The organism is Paenibacillus sp. FSL R10-2771, assembly GCF_038000205.1.
GTDB classification, from domain to species: domain Bacteria; phylum Bacillota; class Bacilli; order Paenibacillales; family Paenibacillaceae; genus Paenibacillus_AQ; species Paenibacillus_AQ phytohabitans.
The window spans coordinates 4,161,237-4,185,809 of sequence record NZ_JBBOBM010000001.1; the positions used below are offsets into that span (position 1 = coordinate 4,161,237).

A 24,573-nucleotide genomic window follows, 5' to 3' on the forward strand; every position below is an offset into this window, starting at 1 on the left:
TAAGCGCGATATTAGATTCGATAGAATAAAGATGTTCTCTCATATGTAAGCGGTTACCTTCACTACTATTTAATTAAAGGAGGGCAAGTATGAAGCGACTTCACCTTAGGGATATCGGATTTAAACAGAAGGTATTATGTTTGTTCCTGAGCTTAGTGATGCTGGCCGGCATCGGCCTGCTGCCTGCTTCGAGAATTCAGACGGCGGAAGCAGCAGGTATCACTGTTAGCTCCATGACCTATTTTTCAGCAGCAGACGGTCCAGTTATCTCCAAATCAGGGGTTGGACAAGCGAGCTTTGGCTTCGTCATGCCAGTGTTCAACGGAGGCTCTGCCACCTGGAATGATGTGTCGGATGATGTAGGCGTCAAAGTCAAAGTAAGCGGCAACTGGACAGACATCGACAGCGCAGGCGGCTATGTCTACAACCAGAACTGGGGGCACTGGAGCGACGGCGGGATGAACGGCTACTGGTTCACGCTCTCCGCTACAACCGAAATTCAGCTCTACTCCAAGGCTAATAGCGCGGTCACTCTTAATTACACACTGGCCTTTCAGAACCTGAACACAACAACCATCTCGGCTATGGCGCCTACACAAGGGCCGCAGATTACAGCAGGCTTTACAGGCAGCGCAGGCTTTACCTACCCTACCTTCAATAATGATCCGGCCTTAACTTATGAAGCCGTGGCGGATGATCTGAAAGTGTACGTGAAGCCTGTAAACAGCAGCACCTGGATTGATATTGATAATAACGCAGCCAGCGGCTGGATCTATGACAGCAACTTCGGCCAGTTCACCGATGGCGGCGGCGGGTACTGGTTCACCGTTACCGAATCCATCAACGTCAAGCTGGCCTCCAAGACCTCTTCGGCCAGTCTCATCTATACGATTACCTTCAATCAGCCGGTCCGGAATTCATATGCCCTGACGGCCTACGACGGGACAGCTTACACTGCAGATAACAACGGTTCCATCGGCTTCCCTCTTCCCAAGATTGACGGAGGCGCACCGGTTGGCAGTGAGCTTGGCAAATTCATCTATCAGATCAAAGCGGGCGGCCAGTGGGTGGATCTCAGCGATTCCAGCCAGAGCGGATTCGTCTATGCCGGCAATGGCTATAATAATATGTCCGCTGCCAACCAGTGGGGCTACTGGGCCGATTACATCTATGGCCTGTGGTTCCAGCCGGTCCAGGTGAATATGGAAATCCGCATCGGGTATCCGCTGAACGGGCAGCAAGGCGGAAATGTCGGCAGCAATTATGTCTATTACACCTTCACCGGTAATCCCAATGCCCCGCGTCCCGATGAAAGCGACCAGGAAGATATTACGCTGGGAACACCAACAGACCCGGCTGTGGCCGGGATGAACCTCCTCTGGCAGGATGAGTTCAGCGGGACAGCGCTCGACACCGGCAAGTGGAATTATGAACAGGGGTACTATATCACTAATGACCCCAATAGCTGGGGTTGGGGCAATGCGGAGCTGCAGCATTATACGAACAGCACAGAAAATGTATTCGTCCAGAATGGACAACTGAACATTAGAGCCAAGAACGATCCGAAGTCCTTCCCGCAGGACCCGAGCCGGTATGCGCAATATTCCTCCGGTAAAATCAACACCAAGGATCATCTGTCCTTCCAGTACGGACGGGTGGACATCCGCGCCAAGCTGCCTACAGGCAATGGGATCTGGCCTGCACTATGGATGCTTCCGGAAGACGCTGCTTATGGGGCATGGGCCGCATCCGGTGAAATCGATATTATGGAAGCCAAGGGACGGCTTCCCGGCACGACCAGCGGCGCCGTACATTTCGGCGGACAATGGCCTGTGAACCGGTATATCGCCGGTGAGTATCACTTCCCTTCGGGGCAGACCTTCGCGAACGATTATCACGTCTATTCCATGGTCTGGGAAGAAGACAATGTGAAATGGTATGTGGACGGCAAATTCTTCTTCAAGGTCAACAGAGAGCAATGGTATTCTGTAGCAGCACCGAACAATCCGAATGCTCCCTTCGACCAGCCCTTCTATCTGATTATGAATCTGGCGGTCGGCGGACATTTTGACGGCGGGCTCTCCCCCGCTCCGTCTGATATCCCGGCAACGATGCAGGTAGATTATGTACGGGTCTACAAGGAAGGCAGCGGCGGCGGAAACCCCGGCAACCCGGGCAGCGTTCCGGTTAGCGGTGTCTCCGTAACTCCTTCCACCGCCCAGGTGCAGGCCGGACAGAGCGTCCAGTTAACTGCCAATGTGGCGCCGTCTGGTGCAACTAATAATCAGGTTGTCTGGAGCGTATCGAACAGCAGTACTGCCTCCGTGAACCAGAATGGTCTCGTAACCGGTCTTGCCCCGGGTACAGCAACCGTTACGGCCACAACGGCAGATGGCAACAAAACAGCCACCAGCACGATCACCGTGGTGCCCCCGCCTGCAACTGTAATTGTAATCGGCGATCAGGTGCGCGGCCTGAAGAAAACAGGCAATAACCTGCTGTTCTATGTGAACGGTGCAACCTTCGCCGATCTGCATTACAAAATCAATAACGGCGGACAACAGAACGTGGCCATGACCTCCACAGGCAACGGCAACTACACCTACGCGGTAAATAACCTTCAGCAGGGTGATACCGTGGAATACTTCTTCACCTATAACCCGGGTCAGGGAGCGCTGGATTCCCCATGGCAGACTTATGTGCATGGGGTGACCCAAGGAACCCCGGAGTAGGAAGAGCATCCTGGAACAGATAAGCGGCTGAACGTATTGCCGCTTCATATGACCGCTAACACAGGGGATGGGGAAGTCTTAGACTTCCCCATCCCCTGTTCTATTTCACTCAAGGGACAGGAATGCAACCCAAATGAATTTTGCGGAAACAATATGTGACCAAATGCCGTCCTTAAGGGTGTTATAGGTAAAGGAGGGCATAACCTCATGCAGCAACCCATGACCCGGCCGGGCAATCATGTGATACAAAGTTACGAGGTCTACTCAGATATGCTGTTCCGGATTGCCCTGATCCATCTGGGCAGCCGCCAGGATGCCGAAGAAGCCACGCAGGACACCTTCATCAAGCTGATGGAGAAAGCTCCCGCATTTAAGGATGACGAACATCAGAAGGCATGGCTGATCCGGGTAATCACCAATCATTGTAAAAATCTGCTGGGCAGAGGCTGGCGCAAGCGCGAAGTCAAGCTGGAGGGTATTGAGCCGGTTGCGGCCGACACCCCCGAGGATATGGCGATCCTGCAGCTTGTGCTGGCGATGCCGGTAAAGTATAAAACGGTGATCCATCTGTATTATTACGAGGATTACCCCATCCAGGAAATCAGCAGGATTCTGCAAATCAGCGAGTCTGCCGTGAAGATGAGACTTCAGCGGGGACGTCAGCTGTTAAAACTGGAGCTGGAAGGAGCGGACCCGAGTGAAGGAAGAAGATTTTCGCACAAACTATAAGAAAGCGGTGAATTCAATGAAATCCAGTGAAACCATGAAACAAGGATTAACCGATAAAATGGAGCAGAAACGCCGTCCGCGTAAAATGGTCTATGTGGCAGCAAGCGTACTGCTCGCCGCCGGAATCGGCTTAGCCGGACCAAGCATTATGCAGCAGCTGAATGGAACGGCCTCCCCGGGTCAAGTGGCTCAGGTAGACCCGGGCACACCTGCTGCGGGTACTTCCGCCAGCATCGTCATTCCCAAGATAGAGCTGCCGGATAAAAGCTCCGGTGTTTCAGCAGATATGATCGCCCTTGTCGTATATAAGGGCAACATCTATACTCAAGCGGCGACCCGTATCGATGCGGCTGATGCTGCAGCACTGCGCGGCGAGAAGCTGGGCCGGACGTCCGGCGGCATTGATGAATGGAGCGGCAAGGATGACTATATCGAGCTGGCCTCCAATATTGGCGAAGCGGATATCTATGCCGTAAAGGGATACGATTCCGGATTCCTGCTGATGTCCTATACGGAGATTGACGGCCAGGTATATGCGGAGCTGTATGAACACACGAATGGTATTACTGTAAGCAGCGGCGCTGATTTGTTCGGCAAGCTGAATCTGGAAGGCCGCATTGCCTCCGCCCAGTGGGAGAGCTTCAGCAGCTGGAATAATGGCCAGCAGCAGTATCTGCCGCTGCCGGAGGGTGTCGCGCTGGATGGCTTCCTGAGCGCACTTAATGCCGCCAAACCACTGGCAGCAGAGCCGCTGACGGAGCAAGGCATCTATGACAGCGAAGACCGCAAGATCATCTACCTTCAGCTGGATGACAAGGCCCGGGTGGAGCTGACCCTGTTCGGCCAGGGACTGGTACGCTACGGCAATGCTCCGGTATTCTTCGAGGTCGAATCCGGCGCTTTCCAGGCGCTGTGGAACAGCATGAATCCTTAAGCTGCTGCTTACGGGCATCAGCCCACTTCCACCAGAATCAGGTGCACTTTTACCCCTGCATTACCTCTTCAGCGGCAAACAAGTGGATAAAGGTATCTTAATTAGCCCAGTTCCGCGGGATATACGGAAGCAAGTGGAAAAACAGCATCTAATCTAGTTAGTTTTCGCTACTGTGGATAAAATGGGCAGCTTTAAGTGTTGTTTTTACAACTGTTGGTTTAGATGCTGCCATTCGTTCATCAGCAAGTGGAGGAAATCCAACTAATTCCGCTTCCCCTCCCCTCTGAGCTTATCCAGTTCACTCCATTCACCTTATCGGGTGCAAAAACTTTTAGAGCCAACGGCAATTTGTCCGTTGGCTCCTTTCTATCTTCCCGTTGCATTATAAACCGGACAGATGAACTCCTGGGATTCTCCAGTTTCACGTTCATACACCCGTCCCCTTCTTCTCCTCACCAACGCTCTCATGCCATTTTAACCCAATGTATTCCTTGATCTGCTCCGCCAGCAGGGCTGGCGGCGTAGAAGTCGAGTCAAACGTAGGCATCGGCGGATCATAATCTGTATCCGCATGCTCAAGCAGCCACCGGGCGAACTCTTCATGCCGCTTCAGCATATCGTCATTCCACATCGCTGCATCCTCACGGGTACGCAGGCGGCTGTTCCGGGTAGAATCATCACAGTGCAGATTAATAAAGTGCAGTTCACTAAATGTACTGTAGACATCACATTTCCTGGCATCCCAGGGCATGAACGTTCCACATATAATGGTCCCTCTTCCCGACATGGCGACCGCATGGGCACAGTGCAGCAGCACGTTATACCGGTCCTGATATTCCAGCTTCCCAGCCGTTGTCCCGAAATTATCGTTATCCGTGCTGAACAGCACAAATTCAGGCATCCGCCCTCTCAGTTCGTGCATAACCGTAGTCTTTCCCACGCCGCTGGCTCCAGTGATAATGAATAATGGCAATTTCGCTTTCATAATCCCGCTCCCTTTAGGTATTCCGAAACAGCTTAATCATACCGGTGTTTGAGGACCGTTCATATGCCGGGAATGATTTAAGGTATTCCCGCCATAAACAATCCTGCACATAATACAACATTTCCCTCGAGATCCCGGCTTAAATCCAAAATTGTTGTACAAAAGGCAAGATTTCTCCTCCTGCAAGCGGTTTAAAGGAATAAATCTTGTATTTCATACAACAATCTGTCCAAACACCTAGGTTTCTGGCAAGCCAAGTTGCATTACGTACAACATTTAAGCCACATTGTCTGAAGAATCTCAGGTCTCCCAGCAACCAATGAGGCGCGGAAACACATATAATAAAAAACCAGCTGCAGCGCAGCCGGTCGGTTACTGTTCATATTTTCTCTAGGATATGGCATTCAGAGCGTTCTTCATTTACCGCTAAGTGCACGTATCTTATTTCGCATGGACTCCTGATGGCTGGCAAACTGCTTATGTCGATGTCCGTTGGCGCCGGAAGGATGAGGGAATCCCCATAGACAGTCTCGTGCATCCAGCATCCCGTCCGCTACCAGCCGCTGAAGCACCTGCTCTACATTTTTGCCCAGAGGTATGATTAACGGCTGATTCATGAGACTGAGTTCATCTTGCAATGAGCGTAAGACAGTCTGGTTCAGAAAAGGGTTGGTCAGCAGAGGGGGATGGGTTCCGTTATAATTATTCCCCGCCACAAAAACCGGAAACCGCAGCAGAGAAGTGGTGTGCAGCAGCTCATGCTGATCCTGAAACAAATCTCCGCAAGATCCGGCACCCAGATATCGGTGCAGTTCAAGCGCGTCCAGCATGTCAATTAGATGGGTTCTCATGGTTCCGGCAAAGCCGGCCGCTTCCTTCGCCAGCCTGCACACTGCCTCATCGGAGAGTCCGGCCTTAAGGCCGGCTTTGGCTGCCTGCAGCGCTATTCTCATTTGTGTCCATCCGGGCGTAATTCCAATAATCACTACTTTGGCAGCAGGATTGACATACTCGTTGTGCGGAGCATAATACATTTCAAGCAGGCCGCTGCGCTTCATGAGCAAGTCACTGGCCAGCAATTCCGCTTTGGACAGCATTTTATCTTCCGGGAGCTCAAGAATCGTCTGTTTATACTTGTTCAAATGACTGGAAATAAGCATGCATCCACTCCTTTCAAGAAATCTCAGGGTATAACCTGCGCTTATCACTCCGCCAGTTCATACAATGCCGGGTCTTCCTCCCGGATGAAAGGCGTCCATTCCCCCGTCGTGTACAGCTGAAGCACATGCATCGCCCGTGTACATGCGGTATAAAAAAGCTTCCGCTCGTTCTCCCTCCGGTACGTCTGCGGGGAAGCATCATAGATCAGCACAGCGTCGAACTCCACGCCTTTGGCCAGATAAGCAGGAATCACCTGTACCCCTTTCTCAAAAGTAGGCGTGTTCTTCGTGATTAGCCGCAGCTCAGCGGCGCCTCCAGCGGTCAACTTCTTATAAGCTTCTATACTCTCAGCCGCAGTCTTCGTAATCACGGCAATTGAAGTGTACCCTTCCGCCTGAAGCGTGGCAAGATCTTTCACTATGCGTTCCGCCTTCATCTCATGGCTCTCCAGCTTAGTTAGAACAGGCTTTCTGCCTCTCCGCTCAAAAGGGACTATCGCCTCACCGCCGGGCAACAGCGGCTTCGTGAACTCCACGATCTCATAAGTTGACCGGTAGCTCCGGACCAGCTGATACTGCGTAGTCTCCGCCTCTCCATACAGCTGAACCAGCGGTGAACCCGCACCTGACAAATTCGTCGCCTGGGTGAAGATCGCCTGGCCGAAATCACCAAGAACCGTCATACGGGCGCGGGGAAACAGCTTTTTGAGAAACTCATACTGGAACATGGAGTAGTCCTGGCCCTCATCAACGAAAATATGCCGCACCTGCGTGTTCGTCCGGACGCCTTCGATCAGCTCTTTTAAATACAGATAGGGTGTCGCATCTTCATAAAAGAGTTCCTGCCCGCTCAGCTTCTCCTTCGTCTGCGCACAGATTTCCGGCCAAAGCTCCGGCACCTCCGCTTCACCTGTCATTTCCCTGTAGGCCCGTTCATCAGTGAACAGCTGGCGGTATAACCCGCTCATGTCGATAAATGTGAACCGCTTGATTCCCCGTCTCAGAGGTCTGAACTGCTCCTTCACGATCATCTGGCCCAGCAGCTCTTCCTCACGTTCGGCGTAATCAAAATCACTCTCATCCAGCTCGCGCTTGTGCACCAGCATTTCCTGAAGCCGGAGGTATTTCTCGGCAAAGTCAAACACCCCTTTCTCTCTGTGCAGCATGCCGTATACCTTAGCGTATTGCTCATTATCGAGGTAATTCATCTCCTCCTGTACCCAGGACGCTCCCTGCTCTTCCTTTTGCAGTCTGGCCAGCTCTTCCAGCAGCCATTTCTGCACCAGGGTGACGCGGTTCGGCAGACGAATCGAAGGATCATAGCTATACAGCCTGGTCTTGATCTGCTCTCCTGAGATCAGCACGCGGTCCCGGAAACAGATGTCGTTAAACAGCATGCCCTCTTGCTTGATCCACTGCGAATAGCCCTGAAGTGCCCGGAGGAAGGCTTCCGATGCCTTATATTCAATAGCCTGAAGGCGGGAGCCATAACTCCTGTCCTGCTCCCCGGTCAATACATATTCAATCTGATCAAACGGATCTTCGAGCCGGAATTCCGGACTTAGCCAAGTTTCCAGATATTCCTGAAAGGTCGTCTGCTGCATATTCTCTTCACCCAGTTCGGGAAGAACAGTAGACACATAGCTGTTGAACATCGGGTTAGGGGAGAACAGCACGATCTGATCCGCCGATAGCCGCTCGCGGTGTTTATACAGCAGGTAAGCTACACGCTGCAGCGCTGCTGATGTTTTGCCGCTGCCGGCGGCTCCCTGCACAATGAGCATCTGGCTGTTATCGTTGCGGATGATCGCATTCTGCTCCGCCTGGATGGTTGCCACGATACTTTTCATTTGGGCATCCGCACCCTTGCCGAGCACCTGCTGCAGCAATTCGTCGCCGATCGTTACATTCGCATCGAACAGATGCTGAAGCTGGCCGTTACGGATCTGGTACTGCCGCTTCAGACTCATTGTTCCGCTGATCCGTCCTCCCGGTGTGTCGAAGGCTGCTTTTCCCGGCGGATAGTCATAGTACAGGCTCGCAATTGGAGTGCGCCAGTCATAGACCACAAAGCTCAGTCCGTCTGTATCGACGAAGGAGGAGACCCCGATATAGACCTGTTCTTCAGCACTCTGCCCATCCTCATGAAAATCAATCCGCCCGAAATAAGGGGACGGCAGCAGCCGCTTCATATTCTTCCACTGCTGCAGCTTCCGCGCGTGGCTGCGTTCCCGCTCAGATAAGACGGCATCCTGCTGAGTTATGGTAAAGAAGCTCTCTTCAAAGTCTTCCTGGGTGCTGGTATTCACCGTTACCTCTTCCCAGAATCTTTTGCGGATATCTGTTGCCTGCTCCTTTAACCGGCCAACCTCCGGCTCCAGGTTAGCAATCCCCGATTTCAGCTTTTCTTTTACCTGCTCCAGCCACTCCTGTTCCTGCTCCCAGCTGCTTATCTTCTCCATCACCCGACCACTCCCTTTTCTTGAATGATATTCCTTATCTTCCCCGCTGCAATAATCCCAAACTGGCGGGTTGACAAACCGGATGTCCATTTGCTATAATTAAAATATAAGTAAGATGCATTACCTCCGTTCTTTTTTTAAAAAAGTCAACAGTTCTTTAACATTAACATATTACTTCTTTGTATGCAATACTTCCCGATACATAATTAACCCTGGCGCTTGCGCCAGGGTTTTGTTGTTCAGATATAAGAAACTGAGATAACAGACTTCCTACGGCTGCCTGTTTACGAGCACAGCCTTAAACCGGGCGCTCTATGGTAAATACCTCACCAATCCCCGCATAATTATTCCCTGCCAGGCGGCTTACCGCCCCTAATTTCACCGGATCAATTCTTCCCTGTTCGTAAATATCCTCATCGATATGAAACTGTACAATCCTGCCGATAATCAGGTCATTATTAGGCAGCTCCAGACAATGCTCAAGTGTACATTCCATCCGCACCTTCGCTTCCTTAACCCCCGGAACAGTAATCTGCAGGCTATCTACAGGCGTCAGTTCGGCTAAAGCAACTTCACTCTGGTCCGGTGGCAGGGGCGCTGCGGTGATATTCACCTGCCCGACATTCTGCTGATCCACAATATGAACGACAAACTCCTTCGTCTGCATAATATTCCGCGCCGTATCCTTGGACTGGCCCGCAGCATGCTGAATCGAAATGGAGATCATCGGCGGATTGGAGGAAACAATGTTGAAATAGCTGAACGGCGCACCATTCAAGATTCCCTCTCCCGACATCGTCGTCACAAAAGCAATCGGCCGCGGGATAATGCTCCCGGTCAGAAGCTTATAATTATCCCGCTCGCTATTCTGCAGTGGATCAATTGAAATCATCTTAGCATCCCCTCTTCTCTGAAAGTCGGTTAATCTACTGCTCTTACGGTAAAAGGCAGCAATACCTGCTCAAGCTGTTCTCTGTGCGGCTCATATTGTGCCGGCAGCATCAGGTGGCTGCCCATCGTTTCCGGCGTTTCATCATGGGCGAAGCCAGGAGGATCAGTAGCGATCTCAAACAGGATCTCCCCATGCTCTCTGAAGTAAATAGCATTGAAGTAATTCCGGTCCTGAACAGGCGTTACTCCATATCCATTATCATGCACATATTCCTGCCATTCAAGTTGATCCTGGTCATCCTTCGCTCTCCAGGCAATATGATGCACGGTGCCGACACCCATTTCGCCGCGCTGTACCGCTGTTACCTTCAGTTCAACCACATTTCCGAGGTCCGCAGTGGAATGGTAACGGGCGATATCGCCTTCTTGTCCTGCGAATGTAAGTCCCATCACCTTCTCCAGCAGCTCAGCAGTCTGCTCCGGATGCGTGGACAGCAGTGTCGCACCACCAAAGCCTTTGATCGCAACCTCCGGAGTTACCCCGCCGAAGGTCCATTCGTTACGCTCTCCAGCCTCCCGTTCCACCAGTTCGAGATGAAGACCGTGGGGATCATCGAATTCCAGATACTGCTCGCCAAACCGCTCCATTTCGGTAAAAGCAACCTTGAACTTCGTCAGTCTTTCTCTCCAGAAAGCCATCGCCCCTACCGGAATCACATATGAAGTAACGCCGACCTGCCCCCCGCCGATTTTACCCTGATATGCATCTGCCCACGGGAAGAAAGTAATAATCGTCCCCGGCTTGCCGCCATTGTTGCCGAAGTAGAAGTGATATGTTCCCGGATCGTCGAAATTGACCGTTTGCTTAACCAGCCGGAGTCCCAGCACACCTGCATAAAAATCCATATTTTCCTGCGGATGGCCGACAATTGCGGTGATATGATGAATGCCCATAGTTTGTTTGTTCATTTAAATTCACTCCTAATTAAATTTGGTTAGCTTAGATTAACATTTTATCTTTACTTTAATATATTAGGTTAAACATTATCTTTAAGTTAAGATAATTTATATTCTCACTTTACTTTTTATTATTCCGCTTGTCAAGCACTTGTCTATCTCTCTTACTATTTACAATCCTGCACAAAATACAACATTCTCCTCCCAAAAACGTCCATAATCGAAAATTGTTGTACGGAATGCAGCATTCCGCCTCCTCCAAGCCGCTGAAAGAGATAATTCCTGCATTTCATACAACAATCCCCTCGAATACTTAGGTATTTATGAATCAAAGTTGCAATATATACAGCATTTTATACTTTTACAACGTGAGCCTTAAATAAGCGTTTTTTCATAGAAGCACAACGTCAGCTTGTCATTGATCTCTTTGGTCTCACCTGTTCTTCTGTAACCTAGCTTCTCATACAAGTAGCAGTTTCTTTCCTCTTGCATTACGGTATCCAGCTCCCAGACTTTAGCTTCGGAATAGATCTGCTCGATCAAGGCAAACACCCGCTGGGCTATGCCCAGACCCTGGTATTCCGGCTGGATAAATATCCGTCCGACACGAAATACGGCATTCTCTTTTCGGACCACTCTAATCGCACCAACTGCCTCCCCGGAATACCGGATGATGTAATTGTCTGCATGAGCCTGGTTGATCCGTTCTACCGTACTGTCTACAGTCTCATTAGCAGGGTTCGTACCATAATCCTGATATTTCTCGAGCAAGGGCAGGAATGCCCGGGTTTGCATTTCATGAATCACTGCCGCATCTTCCGCTACCGCTTTACTTAAAGTAACTTCCATCCTATGTACCTCCAGATTTCATACAAAATATACATAATCCAAGTGTTCGCCGACCATCCCTGCAATATGTTGATTCGGCCTTGTCTGATACATGGTGAATCCGATACTCTCATACATCCGCCGGGCAGGAACCAGATCATCATTTGTTGTTACAATAATTTTCCGGACTTCATTTTGGAGGATTCTATTCACTGCTTCTTGCAGCTGCATTTTACTGTAACCTTTACCTTTGTGGGCTGAAGCAATGCAGTTATGGCCTATTTCCGCAACCTCAGGCAGGTTCCTCGGGTCCCAGGAAACGAAGCCGACAGCTTCATCGTGCAGCGTTGTGATGAACCCGTATTTATCTGCAATCGGCGGATTGTCAAAGAAAAAGTTATCAAATTCCCGCCATTCAGCAAGGCAGCTTTGCTCATACCGGCAATCAAAGGCATAGGCATCTTTCAATAATTCAAACAATATTCCCCGTTGAAAACTGCTCACCTTCTTAAATTCAATACCCATGCCTCGCCTCCTCGCCAGCTCCTCTTTAATTCACTTCCAAACATTACATTGAATTACATCATTCTACCATGACATATTGCATGTAAGTGATTGGACGCGAACAGGCAGAACTTCACTAAGGAAGCCCGCCTGTTTACACTTATTTCGCCTTTACCGGCTCCAGAAGGTTCAGATCATACAGGTTGCCGCTGCCCTCCGGATGATCGTTACGGATATGCTCTTCGAGGCAGAGCCTTCCGCGATCTGAACGGTACTTCTTGCTTTGCGATAATTGATTCATCAGACTTTTCCAGGAACCGCCGATGTCGTCACTGCTACCAAGCATGGCATACAATCCTCCCGGCAGCTGCATTTCCTTGAAAGGCTCTGGAACAACGACGGCCGCTGGAATTGTCGCACACATCCCGTAACCATAGGGTTTGCCCGCACTGCTTGGCATGGGCTTCATATTACCACCGAAGAGCCGCGCCGTACCCAGCAGGTTCGCTGACTTCAGCCAGTCCATTAAAGGGCCCATCGCTTTGTCTTCGGGAGCTGCGTCCACAACAATATGAAAAGCCACTCTCATGGGAGGTAAATCAATAATTTTGAATACATGCGGTTCCGTTAAACTGCTCATAAATACAGCCTCCGTCTCGGTAAGAATATTATCCAAGTCCAGCTTGCCTTCGTTCTGCCGCTCAAGGTATTCCAGGACCCGGTTTAACTGCCGTTCAACAACCCCTATCACTTCCCTTTGCTTCCTGATAGAATTCAGTTTATTCACTATGACTTTGCTAAGCCCGGCTACTGAATTCGCAATAATCACTGACTTTATTTCTTTGATCGGTATGTCCATCTTCCGCAGCACTGCCGTGATCCGAATATAGATCTGTTCATTTCGCTCTCCTCTCTGAGATCTCATAACTATCGTATCACTTGACGCCGCGGCAATATCAAGAGGTAATCCTGGTGTGCCCGAAAAAAGTCATCTCACCCAGGTCGTTCTCTGCGATCCTGTAGGGATGGTTCTGGTCATAATATCTTTGGACAAATTCTCCCTCACTTACTGGATAGAGCTCAATATGAAAATTGCCGGAGAATCTCGTGAAATATAATTTTCCGTTAATGAATTCAATCTGGATTTTGTCTTCCAGGTACGTTCCGCAATACATGCGAAGGCTACGCTCACTGAGGTGAAGCTCAGTATGCCGAACCGGAGCCTCCACCTCAACATTATGCACAATATCTGAGATTGTATTGCCCAGCCGGTACTGATTGATAGCTTCGTTGTTCGATAGAATAATAATACAAATGTCTTCAGCAAAAAAATTCTGCATATAGGTGCTGACCCCGAGGTGATCGCCGCCATGGGCATATCTGTCTTGGCCGTACAGATGGTGATGCTCCAGTCCATAGCAGTAGTTGTTATCATTCTCGCTCAAAAACCGGGTATATGCCTCCGGCGTCAGAAGCTTCCGGTCCCGCAGACAGGTATACCATTTATGCAGATCTTCGCAGTTCGAAACAATCCCGCCTGCACCTATGCTGAACTTCTCGTTGTAATATGGACTTTTGACCGTTTCGGCGAAATCCTTTGCATAATTATTGGATCTGTTCGCAATCGTTACAGAGTCGTCATCGACAGTAGTATTAAGCATATTTAAGGGCAGAAAGAGATGCTTTCGAATGAAATCCCCGTACCTCTCTCCAGTAACATGCTCAATAATCCAGGCCAACAAATTATAGTTGGAGTTATTATAATCATATTCTGTACCCGCCGGCTTTGTGGGATTCTTGTTGATATACTGCTGGAAGTACTCCGTCTGTGAGTAATTCATTCTGTTATATCCGCCGAAAAAATCATTCTCAAAATTATAAAAATTATATAAACCGGATGTGTGTGACAATAAATGATGTACGGTAATAGACTCATCAATTCTCAGATCCGCAGGGAGATATAGCTGTGCGGATGCATCAACATCCAACATCTTCCTGTCATGCAGCAGCATAACCGCAAAGGCCGTAAACTGCTTGGACATGGAGGCGAGGGAGAATCGGGAGTGTATATCATTTTTAATTCCAAACTCAATACTCGCATAGCCGCAGGCCTTCTCAAAGAGTACTTCGCCCTTCCGGGTAACTTGAATAACGCCGTAGAAATCCCACAGCTCCAGGTACTTGTTAATATAATTCTCCAGCTTTACACTTATTGACTGCACTGACTCACTCACTCCCTAACCTGTTTAACTACCAATTGACATTCACCCTAAGATATTGTAAAAATACAGTAATACAATAGTATACAACTTTGCAATGACGAAGAGAGTACGCATAACGAATACTCCAGAGAGCTGATGATTGCTGCGAATCAGTGTAGGGATTATGCCGAAGTGGGCTTCTGAGCATCCAAACCGAACCTTCAGGAAGTAGGCTTTGGCGAAGGTCTCATCGTTACAAGAGACGCGTATTCAGGGCATATAGCGATGTCGCGATACGTTTAAGCGGGTCCGGATCATAATCCGGGCTAATTAAGGTGGTACCACGGGGTTCTCTCGTCCTTTTCAGGATGAGAGGACCCCTTTTTGATTACATAAACGGAGGGATAACATGAGTAAGGAAATTGTATTAACCGGAATTAAGCCTACGGGCAAAGTCCATCTGGGAAACTACATCGGAGCAATCAAGCCTGCCCTGCAACTCGCCGGGGCCGGTGATTGTACTGCACTTTATTTTATCGCTGACTATCATGGATTAACTTTCATTCAGGACAGAGACGAGTTTCGTGATCTGTCTTACGGTATCGCAGCTACATGGCTGGCACTGGGACTGGACCCGGAGCGGGTAGTCTTTTATCGGCAATCTGATGTGCCGGAGATCTTCGAGCTTCACTGGATTCTATCTTGTCTGACGTCCAAAGGTCTAATGAACCGTGCCCATGCGTACAAAGCCATTCATGAACAAAATATTCAATTAGGCGTGGATGCAGATGCAGGAGTCAATATGGGCCTGTTCACTTATCCGGTGCTGATGGCTGCGGACATTCTGCTGTTCCAGTCTGACAAGGTCCCTGTCGGTAAGGACCAGATTCAGCATGTGGAGATCGCCAGAGATATTGCCGAGGGCTTCAACCGGATTTATGGAGATACCTTCAAGCTCCCTGATTATAGGGTCGATGAGAACACATCCGTGATTCCAGGGCTGGACGGGCGGAAGATGAGCAAAAGCTATAATAATACAATTCCGCTGTTCGAAACACCAGAAAACCTGAAGAAGCTGATCAGCAAAATCAAAACGGACTCTACGCCTCCCCAGGAGCCGAAAGACCCGGATACGTCAAATATTTTCTTGCTGTACAAAGAGTTTGCGGCTCCCTCTCAAGTACAGGATTTCAGAGAGCAATATCTAAGCGGCATTAGCTGGGGTGAGGCCAAACAGGAGCTGTTCCAGGTGATTAATGCTGCTCTGGAGGAACCCCGGAAGAAATACAATGAGTTCATGGCAGCGCCAGAACAGATCGACGCGATCTTGAGTGAAGGTGCCCGGAAGGCAAGAGCCCTAGCTGCACCTCTGCTTGCGCAGGTCAAAGCGAAGATCGGGCGTTTTTAAATAAGCTCCCTGGAGCGGAGTTTAACTCAAACGGACGGTATGGTAAAATTATCAAATTCAAACTTTTACAAATAGCCGGTTGGGAGGCAATAGCTATGAACGTACGTAACTCCACGTATAATTTCCAGAATGTCAGTAACGGGGCAGAATCAGAACTGCTGCGCCTGCAGGAACAGGCTTCGATGGGCTGGAACAAAGAGTACCGCACCTTGCAGCAATTCGGATTGGCAGACGGGATGAAGGTTCTGGAGGCCGGTGCAGGTCCGGGATTCGTTACCGCCCAATTGCTGGAGCATTTCCCGCACAGTGAAATCACAGCCCTTGATATCGATGATGCTTTACTAGAAGAGGCTAAGCTCAGGTTAAGCCACATCCCCGAATCACGGCTTACCTTCGCCCATGCTTCGGTGTATGAGACTGGACTGCCCGACAATCAATACGATTTTGTTATTGCCCGTTTAATCTTTCTTCATCTACATAACCCGCAGCAGGCAGCAGCAGAGCTTAGACGTGTCCTCAAACCAGGCGGCAAATTGGTCATTATTGATGTGGACGACGGGGTCTTCGGGGCAATCGAGCCTGAAATCGGGATTATGCCTGCTATTATCCAAAAGCTGGTCCAGCAGCAGGCTTCAAGAGGCGGTAACCGCAATATCGGCCGAAGCCTGCCGCGCCTGTTATCCGGCTCCGGCTATACAGATGTAGATATGGATGCCATCCTCCAGCATAGCGATCTGCATGGTATAGAAGGCTTCAAACGTCAATTTGATATTAACCGGTTCACCGGGTTCTATAAGAAAGGGATCATTACGGAATATGAGTATGAGGAATTGAACAGAGCCTATGAACAATTCGACCATTCCCCGGATGCGCATGCGATGATGCTATTTTTTATGGCCTGCGGCACCAAACCTTAATAGAGTACTATAGCATTCCGTTTAGTCTTGGTGAGCTATTGTCATAGACAGCACAAAGAAACCACTTCTTTAAAAGGTTTAATCCTACTTTAAGAGTGGTTTCTTTTGTATAAAATCGTTTCCCGCTTAAACAGCGGAGAGGACGGAATGATTGTGGAAAAGCGGCAGCGGTCGCCTGAAAGCTTTCCGTAGGAAAGCTCGCTTCGGAAGCATCAGCAGTCCCCGGATTTTCACCGCTAAGGAGAATCAATAAAATCTGGGGACAACAGCGATTGGAACAACAGTCCGTTCGCGCAGCGTCCACCCAAGTGCTCACGTTGATCCTGCTCAAGACAACAATGGCTACAACCTCAGAAACAACCGTTCCCCGCTAACCTGTATATATCTGTACATTCCGGCGCAGACCGCTGCCATAATAACACCGTAGCCCAGCAAGATGAGATTTCCATTCACCGAACGAAGCAGCATGAACAGCGCGGCCGGAACAACCAGACTGATGAACCCCAGAATCATCGATACCAGCACCGCAGCGCTCTGCTTGATCGCCGTAACCTCACTTGTCCAGTCCAGCTTAGGCAGCTTCAGGTTCACAATAACGCCCAGCATGGCAGAATAACAAGCGTAGATCACCGGGATCACAAGCATTAATATACTTTCCATCCATCCGGTCCGCAGTGTATAGATAAGCAGCACCCAGCTCACGGCAATGACCGGTAGCGTAATGGTGAGATTCACAGCTACTTTGCTGAGTATAATGGCGGGTTTAGAGACGGGCGAGCTTTGTAAAATCCACAAATGATTCCCTTCAAGCGAAATCGAACTCGCCGTAGTGCAGCTCAGAACCACAAATAAAGAAACCACAAGCGGACTCAGCGTGCTCAAATACTCCGATAGTTGCGGAATGTCGAGCACGACCCCAAGCTTCTCTGAGCTGACGAACAATAAGGAAACCGACATAACCAGCAATAGAACCATACCGATGCCTGTGTTCAGCACATAATTGGCTGAGCTGAAATAGCGGCGCAGCTCTTTGAGATACAACGCCTTAAAAGCAGAATTCGCCTGCAGCGGCTTCATGGTATATTTGCTGCCTGAGCGGCTGGTCATAAGGCCTGTATGAATGGCTTTGTACCGGGTTGCCAGCACGGCGGAGAAGAGTACAAATGCAAGGACAGACAGGGCAATGAAGAAGATCAGTGAACTTACTTGGTACGAGCAGACCGCATCGACATACACGGACGCCAGGGGATACAGCCTAAAGATCGCATCACCCAGCCCTGCCCCCATATCAGCAAGCTCCTGCTGGTCTCCATCCAGATTAAATGAACCCAGCATGAAGAGAATAAGGACGGCGAAAGTGAACACTACACTAATCATCTTGCTTGCTCTAAATCTCGAAGACACCCAGCTGATGAGTGCGCCAATGATCGTTGCCGCTATAATCGGCAGCAAGGTGATGAACAAGAGCGTTATTAGAAAGAACAGATAAAACAGCACTCCCGGATTCACTTGTATCGCATACACCGCACCCGCAGGCAGCATAACCAGCAGTGTAAAAAACAGATTCATCACATACAGCTGAAGCACACGGCTCGCCACCACATGACTCGTCTTCACTGGCAGCGACATGATCATATCATAATCCTTATAGCTGAATAATACCCCGCTTGCCTTATAGACCGTGGTGAAGAACCCGACAATCGAGGTAACGGCCATCATAATCGCCAGCAGCAGATCCATCCGCCCCAGCTCTTCAAATGCCATCGCCATCATGAAGCTGTAGCTGAAGGAAAACGCCCCAATCATAAGCACACCGGCCATAATCGTTATGCTGAGCAGCAGCGCCTTGCGTCTCTCTGCAGGGTCTTTCGTATGCAGCGCTTTATTCAGGCCGAAGGTGGACATCAGCTGCAGCTTCGTCAATCTCCAGATATTAATCATTGTCGATCAGCTCCATGAATACTTCCTCAAGGCTGTTCTTGCCCTTCACCTCTTCAGTGCTGCCATGAGCAATGAGCTGGCCTGCCTTAATGATCGCGATCTTATTACAAATCTTCTCTGCCGTATCCAGCACATGCGTCGAGAAGAAGATCGCCCCGCCGCTGCTGCATAGCTCAGCCATGATGGTTTTCAGCGTATGCGCAGCTTTGGGATCCAGGCCTACAAAAGGTTCATCCAGCACCAGCAGCTTCGGCTCATGAATAAGCGCAGAGATAATCGCAAGCTTCTGCTTCATCCCGTGAGAATACGAGGAGATCATATCGCCCAGATTAGCCGTAAGCTGAAAGGCATCGCTGTATTTTTGAATAAGCCGCTCACGGTTGGCCTTGGATACTCGAAATAGATCGCCGATGAAATTCAAATACTGAATGCCGGTAAGATGATCGTACAGATCGGGGTTATCCGGAATATAGGCAATATTCGCCTTGCAGGCTACCGGATCTTTTTTAATGGAGATTCCATCAATTTCTATTTCCCCTTCTTCAAAATCAAGAACACCGACTACAGCGCGGATGGTCGTTGTTTTGCCCGCCCCGTTGTGTCCGATGAAGCCATAGATATCGCCCCGCTCGACCACTAAGCTTAAGTCATCTACCGCCTTCTTCCCGCCCTTATAGCTCTTCGTAAAATGTTTAATCGTCAGCATGTTCTCTCACCTCTTCATTGGTGTCTGCAAATAAATATAATACGTCCAGCCCTCCCTAATCGTTCATTTGCAATCGTTAAATCCCGATCTCCCGCATCTTAGCCGTAATCATCTCCACCCGGCCCTCTATGTCCTTGCCGCTATCTTTCGGCAGACGCATCTCGCTGACGATTCTGCCGTCACACATGAACATAATCCGCTCCGTCCTCGCAGCAATGGTTGCATCATGAGTGACCAGCATGACCGCAGTACCTTCCGCGTTAATTTCAGACAGCAGGTTCATTATGCCCTGAGCCGCTGCCTGGTTAAGCGCACCGGTCGGCTCGTCAGCAAAAATAATGCCCGGGCTGCTCATCAATGCGCGGCATATCCCTGCACGCTGAAGCTGCCCTCCAGAGGCCTGCGTAATATCCCGCTGCGCCAGCTCCGCGATTCCCACCTTCTGCATAAGCTGTCTTGCTTTCTCTGTAATCCCTGCTGCGTTGCGCCTGTTGTCACGCATGGACGGAAGGATAATATTATCCAGGATGTTCAAGTTCTTCATTAGTGTCGGCTGCTGAAACACAAAGCCCATTCCCGTTCTGCGCAGGTCAGCAAGCTCATTCTCCGCAAGTGTCCCCAGATCCCTGCCGTCAAAGGTAACCCGTCCGCCGTCAATCCGCTCCATTCCGCTCAGCGCAAACATCAGCGTCGACTTGCCAGAGCCCGAAGGTCCCATAACCGACACGAACTCCCCTTCTTTAATTTCGATAGACACTCCGTCCAGAACATTACGCTTGTCATCACCGGTGCCGTAATGTTTGGTTATATTTATACCGGTAATCATCTTCTTCATCTCCATAACCTACTCCTTAATATTCCCGGATATTTGAATTCGCCCTGTTCCTGCTGTACCAATAATTGTGGCGATCAGCACTGAGCCTGCCATCATCAGCGGGCATAACACATACGCCGATAGCGGATTGATTACGAACTTGAACGATGAAGCTCCAAACGAGGAAATCAGCACCCCCGCAAGTACCTGCCCGAGCGTGTTTGCCAGCAGTGTGCCGAGAACCATCCCGATAAGCAGCACGAATACCGAACGTGAGAAATACTGTACAGTCAGATCCGAATTTGTAAACCCGAGTGACTTCATGACGGCAATGGAATGCCGGTCCTTGGCCACAAGCATCCGCATAAACAACAGCGTTATCAGTACATTGATGAACAGCATCACGGTAATGGCTACCCGGGAGGCCTTACCGACTGAGCTGATGGTAGAGCCGAAGGTCTGTGTAACATATTCATCAATGCCCGACACCTTCGCATAATTGAAGCGGTCCGCATATTCGGTTACCTTGCTGCCGGTTAGCGACGGATCTGCAAGCTCCGCATAAATAACGGACCACATAACCTCAGCCGATCTCGTAGTGAACACCGCTTTGGCTGTTTTCCCGCCATTGGTCACATCCGAATAAATGCCGCTTACCGTGAGCTCCCTGGCCTCCCCGTCGATCATCAGGCTAAGAGCATCCCCGGTCTTTTTACCCAGTTCATCCGCATTCACACCGGAGAGGGCAATTTCATGCTCCGCAGCCGGTCTGTTTCCCTGGGAATAAGCCACCGGGAAGATCGAATGATCGCCAAGCTCAACCTTTAACCGTTCCTCCGATCCATCCTCCAGCTTTACCTTGAGAGCCTGCGTTGTCAGCACTGCATAGCGGGAGATGGCTGCATCCTGCTCCATAGCCTGTGCAATCTCTGCCGCCTTCCCGGCAATATTACCGGTCTGCTGAATATCCAGGCGCAGATCACTGTCCCCGATTCCCATGTAGGTGATGAAGCTTTTGGAGGCAATCGTGTTGTAGAGGTTCTGGGGAACAATCATAATAAATGCAGAGATCACGAGTACAGCGAGCATTGTGCCGTATAGACTTTTCCTCGACAGGACATCCTTGACGCCTAGAAAAACATTCGTATTCAGCAGCCGGTTCCCGCTCAGATTGAAACGCTTCGAGCCCGCCGGTTGTTCCTGGGAAGTACCGAAGCGGATGGCTTCTGCGGGGGAAATCTTCCGGAAGCGTGTAAGCACCCTATTCACATAAGCGGTAACCGCAAGGAATACAAGCAGAACACCAATGCCCCCGCAGCCTAAGGCAAGCGCAGAGTTCTCACTCTCCCCCATGTATAACCTGATATTCTCAAGCAGCAGACCTCTGAATACGAACGAAAGCGCGAATCCGAGAATACTGCCCAGCGCCGCCACACCTGCGTATTTCGCAAGATAGATTTTCTTCAGGTCAGATACACGTAATCCGATGGCTTTCATCACACCGATCTCGCGGTAATCACTTTCTATGGTTGCTAGGAGCGTAAAGCGTATACACATAAATGCAATAACAACCACCAGCACGCTTGCCAGGAGGATGACCGCAATCATGAGTCCGTCGGATATGGCATTAAGCATTTTGAATAGCGGATAGGTTAGGGTCGGTCCGTTGGCTTCAAGACCAGCTGCAGTGTAATCTGATTCAAATGCGCCAAGCATGGACAAGTCCTTGAGTCTGAACTCAATCAGATATTCTGTGCTTCCTGAATCCTTAATTTCTGCATAATCATGCTCGCTGACGAGGAATCTCTTGGACGAGGCAAGCAGCGAATTCATCTGTGAATCACGCAAAAAACCTGCTACAGTGAGAGTCTTGCCGGCCACTGCGAGCGAACTCCCAACCTTTGCTGAGCCGTCCTTCATATAGGTAACCGGAACATAGACCTCACCGTCGGCTGCCGTTATCACGTTCCCGTCCAGGTCCAGCAGATAATCAAATTTCCCGCTTTGCGTGCTGAAGCCGTTATCCTGAACGCTGTCCGCAAGCGATTGGCCGTCAATCACAATCCTCGTACCTTCAACATTGAGGAAATCGAGCACCTGAAATTCGTCAACCTTGCTGTTCTGCTCGGCAAAGGCGGTAAACCGCGGCTTATCCAGTTCACCGGAATGCATCTGCATGAAATGCGGTGTACCGGCCTGCTTCATGAGCGTATCAATGGCCCCGGACAGATTAACGACCAGTATCGCAGACAGAGAAACCAGCATCGCTGCGGCAGCCACAAATATCATCGTGGTCAGGGTAATCCCCTTGCTTTTGAGAATATCATTCCGGATTATTCGGTAGTACATATGTCACCTCTGTTCTCAAGGCTTCTAATTGATTTCAAATGATAAATGATGAGCGAGGCTAAGCTTAACAGCAGCCCTGCGATAATAATAAGCAGTCCCATGCCCCGTCCGCTGCCTGTGCCGATGACCTTCCCCACACTGCCTGCAAGCACTCCGCCTGTAACCAGCAATGGAGTGAACACATAATCAGCCAGCACACCGGATAGCGTATAAGCGGCGACAAACCCCAGTTGTGACACCAGTCCAATCAGTGACCAGGCTCTTCCCTGAACGGAATTATCGATGTTGGTGCGAACCAGATAATCCAGGGCTGTGTTCGTGAATGGCAGCATGGCAAAAAAGAGAAATCCTGAAATGCCAAGCAGCACAATATTCTCACGGAGTCCGAAAGCCGCCATACTTATTCCCGAGCAAAAGAGCGACACTGACAGGATTTTGACAAAACCCTTCTTCATCGGCAGCATTCCTATGATCACACTCGACACAAGCATCCCCGAAGCAATAATAGTCTCAAGCGTCCCTAATACCGCACTGTCCGAAAAAGTCAGGATCATCGGCATGGACAGGGTCTCAATGAAACCAATAAAAAATGTCATTACAGAGGTCATAACCACAAGCACGAGCACGCCCCGGTTACCGGAAACAGCTCTCCAGCCGTCTTTGAATTCACGGATAAAGGGTTGTGCCTGCCCGGAGCTCTTCGGGGAAAGACCGCTGCGTACAGCAAGTGTTACAGCAACAGTTACGAAAAATGTGCAGATGTCGATGACCAGCAGCAGCTTCACATCTGAAACAACGAGCAGAAATCCGGCGATGACAGGCGAAATCAGATATTTGGCCGAACCGGCCACCTGAACAAAACCGCTAGCCTTCGTGTATTGCTCCTCGCTGAGCAGATCCGTAACCGTAGCCTTGTAAGCCGGATCAAGCAGCGAGGAGAACGCCGAGCTAATAGTCACTCCTATACAAATCTGCCACAGCTGCGCTTCTCCGTTCAGTAAACAGATTAGAATGAAAATAAGTCCTGTTGCGGAAAGACTGTCGCCCAGTACCATCAGCAGCCTGCGGTCATAGCGGTCCGCCAGCACCCCCGCTAGCGGACTCAACAGCAGCGAAGGCATAAACGCCAGCAAAGTTACCAGTGCCATGGCGGATGCCTGACCGGTCTGCTGAAAAATATAAATCCCCAGCCCGAACGAGGTAAGACCGCTTCCTATTGCTGAAATCAGCTGCCCTGACCAGAGCAGCAGAAATTTACTGAACCCTTTGCCGGATCTATTCGCCGTCTTCATCTCTGGCTTCCTCTCCGTTACCGAACATCTGCATTACGCTCATCAGACTTCCGCTTTCGGCCCCGAGCAGCCTTTCTACATTCGAAATAAACGCCAGTACCCGTGACATGCGTACCTCATCCGTCATTTCAACCATGTCATCATCAAAAATCGTGTTCGCATAGATCACAACCATTTCCATACATTCATAGGGGTACTGGGTGTTGAATATTCCCTGCTCAATGCCTTCGCAGATAATCGGTGTCAGGATCGGCGGAACACCGCTGATGATCGCTTTTTGAATCTTCTGATGCATAAGCGCGTTCTGCGGCTTGTGAATATGCTCCATGATTTCCGTGCTGCTTCCGTTTCCGCCGCTAATGTTCAATGCCATAACCACGCGGAGAATCCGGTCAATGACAGGTATGCTCTTGTCAGCGGCAATGTGCTGCGCAGCCCCCAGAATATTGGCATTCGTCCGTTCAATCAGCGCATCCATAATATCCTCCTTGGACTTGAAGTGATAATATAGCGTCCCCCGTGCAATCCCGACCTTGCCCAGAATATCGCCCGTGCTGGTTCCGTCAAAGCCCTTCTGGCCGAAAAGCTCTTCCGCTGCGTCAAGAATTTCATTTCTGCGTATTTCGGCTTCTTTTACAATTCTCATAGTTTAGTTCTCCTTAAGTTGTACCGACCGACTGTCTGTCGGTAATTGATTATAGAATAACATGCTTTTGCAGAGCTGTCGCGTTAAAAATGTTACAAACAGGAAAAAAGGGCGCAG

At 49.9% G+C, this 24,573-nt stretch carries 20 protein-coding genes and 1 other annotated feature; of the genes, 5 read left to right on the forward strand and 15 right to left on the reverse strand.

Annotated elements, in window-relative coordinates; all coding sequences use genetic code 11:
• The first annotated feature begins 89 nt into the window (after positions 1-89).
• The 3 genes from NSU14_RS18170 to NSU14_RS18180 all read left to right on the forward strand — a co-directional run bounded on the left by NSU14_RS18170 (position 90) and on the right by NSU14_RS18180 (position 4,395).
• On the forward strand, positions 90-2,732 hold the full coding sequence (locus NSU14_RS18170) for a family 16 glycosylhydrolase (protein ID WP_340946614.1): 2,643 nt from the start codon (positions 90-92) through the stop codon (positions 2,730-2,732).
• A gap of 207 nt (positions 2,733-2,939) precedes the next feature.
• Positions 2,940-3,461, forward strand: coding sequence for an RNA polymerase sigma factor (locus NSU14_RS18175; protein ID WP_042136056.1), 522 nt, complete (start codon positions 2,940-2,942; stop codon positions 3,459-3,461).
• Between the two features lie 34 nt (positions 3,462-3,495).
• Positions 3,496-4,395: a hypothetical protein gene (locus NSU14_RS18180; protein ID WP_340946616.1), complete on the forward strand. Its 900-nt coding sequence runs from the start codon at positions 3,496-3,498 to the stop codon at positions 4,393-4,395.
• Positions 4,396-4,822: 427 nt separating this feature from the next.
• On the opposite strand, the gene NSU14_RS18185 is transcribed toward NSU14_RS18180, so the two are convergent.
• The 9 genes from NSU14_RS18185 to NSU14_RS18225 all read right to left on the reverse strand — a co-directional run bounded on the left by NSU14_RS18185 (position 4,823) and on the right by NSU14_RS18225 (position 14,404).
• The gene (locus NSU14_RS18185) at positions 4,823-5,380 is read right to left on the reverse strand and encodes an AAA family ATPase (RefSeq protein WP_340946618.1); all 558 of its coding nucleotides are present in this window, start codon (positions 5,378-5,380) and stop codon (positions 4,823-4,825) included.
• A 416-nt stretch (positions 5,381-5,796) separates the two neighbouring features.
• Complete coding sequence (locus tag NSU14_RS18190) at positions 5,797-6,522, reverse strand: hypothetical protein (RefSeq protein ID WP_340946620.1); 726 nt, start codon at positions 6,520-6,522, stop codon at positions 5,797-5,799.
• Between the two features lie 62 nt (positions 6,523-6,584).
• The gene (gene helD / locus NSU14_RS18195; RefSeq protein WP_340946621.1) at positions 6,585-9,002 is read right to left on the reverse strand and encodes an RNA polymerase recycling motor HelD; all 2,418 of its coding nucleotides are present in this window, start codon (positions 9,000-9,002) and stop codon (positions 6,585-6,587) included.
• A 298-nt stretch (positions 9,003-9,300) separates the two neighbouring features.
• Positions 9,301-9,894 carry a flavin reductase family protein gene (locus tag NSU14_RS18200; protein WP_042136046.1) on the reverse strand — a complete coding sequence of 198 codons (594 nt, stop codon included), beginning with the start codon at positions 9,892-9,894 and terminating at the stop codon, positions 9,301-9,303.
• Between the two features lie 29 nt (positions 9,895-9,923).
• Entirely contained in the window at positions 9,924-10,862 is a 939-nt protein-coding gene (locus tag NSU14_RS18205) for a ring-cleaving dioxygenase (protein ID WP_042136044.1), read from the reverse strand.
• A gap of 363 nt (positions 10,863-11,225) precedes the next feature.
• The gene (locus NSU14_RS18210; protein ID WP_340946623.1) at positions 11,226-11,699 is read right to left on the reverse strand and encodes a GNAT family N-acetyltransferase; all 474 of its coding nucleotides are present in this window, start codon (positions 11,697-11,699) and stop codon (positions 11,226-11,228) included.
• A gap of 18 nt (positions 11,700-11,717) precedes the next feature.
• A complete protein-coding gene (locus NSU14_RS18215) occupies positions 11,718-12,203 on the reverse strand; it encodes a GNAT family N-acetyltransferase (protein ID WP_042136040.1) in 486 nt (161 codons plus the stop codon).
• A 139-nt stretch (positions 12,204-12,342) separates the two neighbouring features.
• Entirely contained in the window at positions 12,343-13,107 is a 765-nt protein-coding gene (locus tag NSU14_RS18220) for an AraC family transcriptional regulator (protein WP_340946625.1), read from the reverse strand.
• 31 nt (positions 13,108-13,138) lie between these two features.
• Positions 13,139-14,404 carry a serine hydrolase domain-containing protein gene (locus NSU14_RS18225; protein ID WP_336101594.1) on the reverse strand — a complete coding sequence of 422 codons (1,266 nt, stop codon included), beginning with the start codon at positions 14,402-14,404 and terminating at the stop codon, positions 13,139-13,141.
• A gap of 85 nt (positions 14,405-14,489) precedes the next feature.
• Positions 14,490-14,748 (forward strand) — a binding site (T-box leader).
• Positions 14,749-14,792: 44 nt separating this feature from the next.
• On the opposite strand from NSU14_RS18225, the gene NSU14_RS18230 reads away from it, so the two are divergent.
• Positions 14,793-15,791, forward strand: coding sequence for a tryptophan--tRNA ligase (locus NSU14_RS18230; RefSeq protein WP_042136036.1), 999 nt, complete (start codon positions 14,793-14,795; stop codon positions 15,789-15,791).
• Positions 15,792-15,886: 95 nt separating this feature from the next.
• On the forward strand, positions 15,887-16,708 hold the full coding sequence (locus NSU14_RS18235) for a class I SAM-dependent methyltransferase (RefSeq protein WP_340946628.1): 822 nt from the start codon (positions 15,887-15,889) through the stop codon (positions 16,706-16,708).
• A 342-nt stretch (positions 16,709-17,050) separates the two neighbouring features.
• Here NSU14_RS18235 and NSU14_RS18240 read toward each other — a convergent pair whose 3' ends face one another.
• The 6 genes from NSU14_RS18240 to NSU14_RS18265 all read right to left on the reverse strand — a co-directional run bounded on the left by NSU14_RS18240 (position 17,051) and on the right by NSU14_RS18265 (position 24,456).
• On the reverse strand, positions 17,051-18,649 hold the full coding sequence (locus NSU14_RS18240) for a hypothetical protein (protein ID WP_340946630.1): 1,599 nt from the start codon (positions 18,647-18,649) through the stop codon (positions 17,051-17,053).
• Positions 18,642-19,355 (reverse strand): ABC transporter ATP-binding protein, encoded by a 714-nt coding sequence (locus tag NSU14_RS18245; RefSeq protein ID WP_039308926.1) that lies wholly within the window; start codon positions 19,353-19,355, stop codon positions 18,642-18,644. The genes NSU14_RS18240 and NSU14_RS18245 overlap by 8 nt, the downstream gene beginning before the upstream one ends.
• Before the next feature lie 76 nt (positions 19,356-19,431).
• A complete protein-coding gene (locus NSU14_RS18250; RefSeq protein WP_336101609.1) occupies positions 19,432-20,190 on the reverse strand; it encodes an ABC transporter ATP-binding protein in 759 nt (252 codons plus the stop codon).
• A 9-nt stretch (positions 20,191-20,199) separates the two neighbouring features.
• The gene (locus tag NSU14_RS18255) at positions 20,200-22,518 is read right to left on the reverse strand and encodes an ABC transporter permease (protein WP_340946633.1); all 2,319 of its coding nucleotides are present in this window, start codon (positions 22,516-22,518) and stop codon (positions 20,200-20,202) included.
• A complete protein-coding gene (locus tag NSU14_RS18260) occupies positions 22,503-23,810 on the reverse strand; it encodes an MFS transporter (RefSeq protein WP_042136026.1) in 1,308 nt (435 codons plus the stop codon). The genes NSU14_RS18255 and NSU14_RS18260 overlap by 16 nt, the downstream gene beginning before the upstream one ends.
• Positions 23,794-24,456, reverse strand: a complete 663-nt coding sequence (locus tag NSU14_RS18265) for a TetR/AcrR family transcriptional regulator (RefSeq protein WP_042136024.1) — start codon at positions 24,454-24,456, stop codon at positions 23,794-23,796. The genes NSU14_RS18260 and NSU14_RS18265 overlap by 17 nt, the downstream gene beginning before the upstream one ends.
• Positions 24,457-24,573: the final 117 nt, after the last annotated feature.